5 protein-coding genes and 1 pseudogene are annotated in these 4134 nt (G+C 75.9%); 4 read left to right on the top strand and 2 right to left on the bottom strand.

The window, feature by feature from the left end; translation table 11 throughout:
- Together QZX64_RS14325 and QZX64_RS14320 are read right to left on the bottom strand one after the other, a co-directional pair.
- A pseudogene (locus QZX64_RS14325) lies at positions 1-391 on the bottom strand (oxidoreductase); the annotation flags it as partial.
- A 41-nt stretch (positions 392-432) separates the two neighbouring features.
- Entirely contained in the window at positions 433-1158 is a 726-nt protein-coding gene (locus QZX64_RS14320; protein WP_295661104.1) for an oxidoreductase, read from the bottom strand.
- 83 nt (positions 1159-1241) lie between these two features.
- Here QZX64_RS14320 and QZX64_RS14315 point away from each other — a divergent pair, with 83 nt between their 5' ends.
- The 4 genes from QZX64_RS14315 to QZX64_RS14300 all read left to right on the top strand — a co-directional run.
- A complete protein-coding gene (locus QZX64_RS14315) occupies positions 1242-2579 on the top strand; it encodes a hypothetical protein (protein ID WP_295661102.1) in 1338 nt (445 codons plus the stop codon).
- A 52-nt stretch (positions 2580-2631) separates the two neighbouring features.
- Positions 2632-3474 carry a class I SAM-dependent methyltransferase gene (locus QZX64_RS14310; RefSeq protein WP_295661100.1) on the top strand — a complete coding sequence of 281 codons (843 nt, stop codon included), beginning with the start codon at positions 2632-2634 and terminating at the stop codon, positions 3472-3474.
- A 25-nt stretch (positions 3475-3499) separates the two neighbouring features.
- Entirely contained in the window at positions 3500-3760 is a 261-nt protein-coding gene (locus QZX64_RS14305) for a hypothetical protein (protein WP_295661098.1), read from the top strand.
- Positions 3760-4134, top strand: a 375-nt coding sequence (locus QZX64_RS14300; RefSeq protein ID WP_295661096.1) for a hypothetical protein, incomplete at its 3' end; no start/stop codon positions are given. The genes QZX64_RS14305 and QZX64_RS14300, both read left to right, overlap by 1 nt.

The following is a 4134-nucleotide window of genomic DNA, read 5'->3' as shown; positions in this document are numbered from 1 at the left end:
ACCACGACTCGCCACCGTCGTCGGTGCGCATGATCTGCGACTCCTCGCCGGGGCCGATGGCCAGCACGAGCGCGGTCTTCCGGGAGCGGGCCTCGACGTCGCGGAACATCAGGACCTGGGCGGCGGGCGTGACGTCCTTCCACGACCTGCCGCCGTTCACCGTGCGCCAGACGCCGCCCTCGCTGCCGGTCACCCAGGCCACCCGGTGGGAGACGGCGTCGAGGCCGCGCAGCCCCTGGTCGGTGTCGACGTCGACCCGCTTCCAGGAGAGGTCGTTCTTGGCCGGCCTGTCGAGTGAGGTCGTGTCGGGTGCCGGCTCGTCCGCCGCGACGGCGGCGAGGGGCACCAGGGTCATCGTGAGGGCGGCAGCGGCCCCGAGGAGTGTGCGCATCGCCACAGCCAACCGTGGGCCCGCGGTCCGCGCAAGAGGCCTCAGCCGGTGGTGCGCAGCGGGCTCGCGTCGGCTCCCGCCGCGTAGGCCTCCGCGGCGTACAGCGCCCAGGCGTGAACGCCGCGCTCCCCGCCGTCGCGGTAGCCCGCGAGGTTCGACTCGTACTGCGCCCGCAGCGCCAGGTGGCCCGCCTCGGGCACCACCAGCGATTTCTCGTCGACCCCGCGCGCCACCACGACCAGCCGCTCCGCCGCCCGGGCCACGAGCCCGTTGTGGGACGCGAACGGCGCTGCCGAGGCGAGATCGGCGTGCACGACCGCCGCCACCAGCAGCGCCGGGGCGTCGGTGTCCGCGAGCAGCAGGTCGGCGAGGGCGCGCAGTCGCTGCGAGGACGCGGCGTCGCGGGGCCGTCCGAGCCGGTCGTCGGGCACGGACCCGGTCGCGGCCAGCGCGTGGATCCGGGCCAGCGCCTGCAGGGGCGAGCGCGACAGCGACGGCGCCAGGCCCAGCAGCTCCGAGGAGACCCGCACGGCGTCCGCCGCGACCCGGTCGCCCGTCCCTGCGCGGACGTCGGCGAGCGTGGACGTCGAGCCCTCGAGGACCGCCGAGGCGTGCGCGCCCCGCAGCAGCGACTCCGCGGTGGTCTCCGGCGAGGTACGACGCAGCCCGCGGTCCCGCAGCAGCGCGTCGATGCCGTCGCGCACCGCGGCGTACGCCGACGGCACTCCCTCCAGGGAGCTCAGCCAGGCCAGCGGGTCGGTGCTCACACGCCGAACGCTAGTGCGGACAACGTTCCGCGCCCACTGTGCATCACCATGGTGACCACCCACCACGATCGGGAGACTCACCCATGCCCTTCGCACGCGCACGACACCTTTTCACCGCCGCACTGCTCGTCGCGACGACGGCGGGCGCAGCCGGCACGGCCGCGCCGGGCGCGCACGCCGCAGCAGCGACGTGTCAGGGGCGGCCGGTCACGATCACGGGTGCGGCCGGACAGGTCGTCACCGGCACCGACGGGCCCGACGTCATCGTGCCGGAAGGCGCCCGCCGGGTCCTGGCGCTGGGTGGCGACGACCTAGTCTGCCTGGAGGCGGCCGACGACGCCTTCGTGGACGCCGGCGCGGGCGACGACGTCGTCACGGACGCAGCGCGCGACGCCGGCACCGTCGTGCTCGGTGCGGGGGCCGACACCTTCGTGGGCTCCGACATGTCGGTGACAACCGGCGACGCACAGCAGCCCCTCACGCGCCGGTCACGGACGACGGATGCCGAGCGTGACGTCGTCCGCGCCCTGGGCCACAGCGTCGTGCACACCGGGCAGGTCGGCCTGCCCAACGCCGACGAGGTCGAGGTGAGCAACGGGTCCGTCCTCTTCCGGGGCAGCGAGCTGACCGCGGAGGGGCGGCTGCACAGCGAGCTGACGGACGCCTACCTGGCCGTGATCGACCTGCCGACCGGCGGGTGGGACCTCGACAACCGGACGGGCCTGGCGACCCGGGACGGTGTCGAGGCGCTGCGCTGGTCCGGCTTCAGCCGCTTCGGCTGGTACTCCCCCGCGGCCGCGTCGCTGCGGTTCACCGGGTCCGGCGCCAGCGAGCTGCTGCTGCTCGACGACGAGGTGCGGGGGCCCGCCTCGCGCGCGACGGTGTCCATGGGCGCCGGTGCCGACCTGCTCCGGACCGACCCCGACGCCCTGGCGGGCAACTCCTTCGACGGGGGCCCGGGCCGGGACGAGGTGTTCCACGACCGGGGGAAGGGCAGGCTCACCGTCAACCTGCGGACCCGGCAGCTGGACCTGACGCTGGACGGGCTCCTGCACAGCAACCGCATCGATGCGTTCGAGGCGCTGCGCCTCGGGGCACGCCGGATCGCCCTCTACGGTGACGCGAGCGCCACCCGGGCCTACCTGCGCGGCTGCTTCGTGCGGGCGCAGGGCGGCCGTGGCGCCGACGTGCTGGCCGCCTCGCGCACGCTGGGCACGGGCAGGGACTACGACGCGCCGGCGGGCGGGGCCCCCTGTCGCGAGCGGGCCCGTCTCGCCGGCGGTCCCGGCGACGACCGGCTCTGCGGCACCCCCAACCGTGACCGCCTCTTGGGCGGCCCGGGCTTCGACCGCGCCCGGGACCGGGGCCGCGCGCAGGACGTCGTGCGCGTCGAGCGCCTGACGCGGCGGCTGCGCTGCTGACCGAGCACCGCGGGTCGATGCCTGCGCGACCGACGCGGGTAGCCTGGCCCCGATGAGCCAGCCCCAGCCCGCCCGATCCTTCGGCCGCGTCGCGGCCGCCTACGACCGCGGCCGCCCGGGCTACCCGGCGCAGGTCGGACCGTGGCTGACGGGTGGCCCGGGGCGCACCGTCCTGGAGCTCGGCGCCGGGACGGGCAAGCTGACCGCGCTGCTGGTGCAGCACGGCCACGACGTGCACGCGACCGACCCCGACCCGGCGATGCTCGAGGTGCTGAGCGCCGCGCTGCCCGGCGTGCGCACCTCCGTGGCGGGCGCCGAGGACCTGCCGGTGGCCGGCCGGTCGGTGGACGTGGTCGTCTGCGCCCAGTCCTTCCACTGGTTCGACCTCGAGCGGGCGCTGCCCGAGATCGCGCGGGTGCTCAAGCCGGGCGGGCACCTCGCCCTGGTCTGGAACCAGACCTACCAGAAGATCCCGTGGGTACGCCGCCTCGGCGCCATCATCGGCCAGGACCAGGTCGCCGACCCGGCCGAGCCGCTCCGGGACTCCGGTCTCTTCGGGCCCGTGGAGGAGACCGAGCTCCGCCACTGGCAGGACGTCAACCGCTCCTCGGTCGTGGACCTCGCCGCGTCGCACTCCGGCGTGTCGACCCTGGAGCCCGAGGCGCGCGAGGCGAAGCTCGCCGAGGTCGCCGCGTTCTACGACGACTACGGCCGCGGCATGGACGGCATGCAGCTGCCGTACGTCGCCCGCTGCTTCCGCGCCCCGGTGATCGACGACGGGCGGGCCGAGGATCCGGGTCCGGGGACAACTTCTGCGGCCGACGGCGCGTCCCAGGGGGGACCGTCCGTCTCGGACGGCTCCGACACCGACATGCTGCTCATCGACTTCCGGTAGGCGGCCCGACTCTCGAGGAGTCCCCATGAGGTCCGCACCACGCCTGTCCCTGCTCACGCTCGCGCTCGGCGCGACCCTGCTCGCCGTGCCCGCCTCGCCCGCGGCGGCCGCCCCGACCTGCCGTGGGGAGGCGGCCACCCTCGTCGGCTCCGAGGGCGCCACCCTGACCGGCACCGAGGGCCGTGACGTCGTCGTCACCGACGCCGCCGTCGCGGTGGACACGCTGGGCGGCGACGACCTGGTGTGCATCACCGGCAGCCCCCCGCCCGGCGGGGGCGTGCGCTAGTGCGGATCGACACCGCGGCCGGGGCGGACGTCGTGGACGGGACGGCCACCCCCGGGTGGGGCGCCCAGGCCGTGCTGGGCGAGGGGGCCGACCGGTTCCACGGCGGACCCACGAGCGACCAGGTCAACGCCGGCACGGGCCAGCCGACCAGCACCTCCGGGTCGCTGACCGGGCGCGACGACCCCGCGCGCCCCGGCGTGCTGGCGCTCGACCTGGGCGGGGGCGACGACGTCTTCTCCTCCGACGCGCCCGGTGCCCCCGGCAGCACCTACGCGGGCGGGCCGGGGCGGGACAACCTCACGATCGGGTCCCGAGACCAGCGGCTCGCGCTGGAGCTGCGGACCGCGCGTCTCGACGTCGGTGGGGTCGTGTCG

The sequence above is a fragment of the uncultured Nocardioides sp. genome (assembly GCF_902805925.1).
Taxonomy (GTDB): domain Bacteria; phylum Actinomycetota; class Actinomycetes; order Propionibacteriales; family Nocardioidaceae; genus Nocardioides.
The sequence above is the reverse complement of the archived record's forward strand: the minus strand, read 5'-3'. Positions and strand labels throughout refer to the sequence as shown.

What these genes read in the sequence shown, in the direction of transcription:
- QZX64_RS14315 (WP_295661102.1), top strand. Translation starts at nt 1,242, where the DNA reads ATGCCCTTCGCACGCGCACGACACCTTTTCACCGCCGCACTGCTCGTC.
- QZX64_RS14310 (WP_295661100.1), top strand. Translation starts at nt 2,632, where the DNA reads ATGAGCCAGCCCCAGCCCGCCCGATCCTTCGGCCGCGTCGCGGCCGCC.
- QZX64_RS14305 (WP_295661098.1), top strand. Translation starts at nt 3,500, where the DNA reads ATGAGGTCCGCACCACGCCTGTCCCTGCTCACGCTCGCGCTCGGCGCG.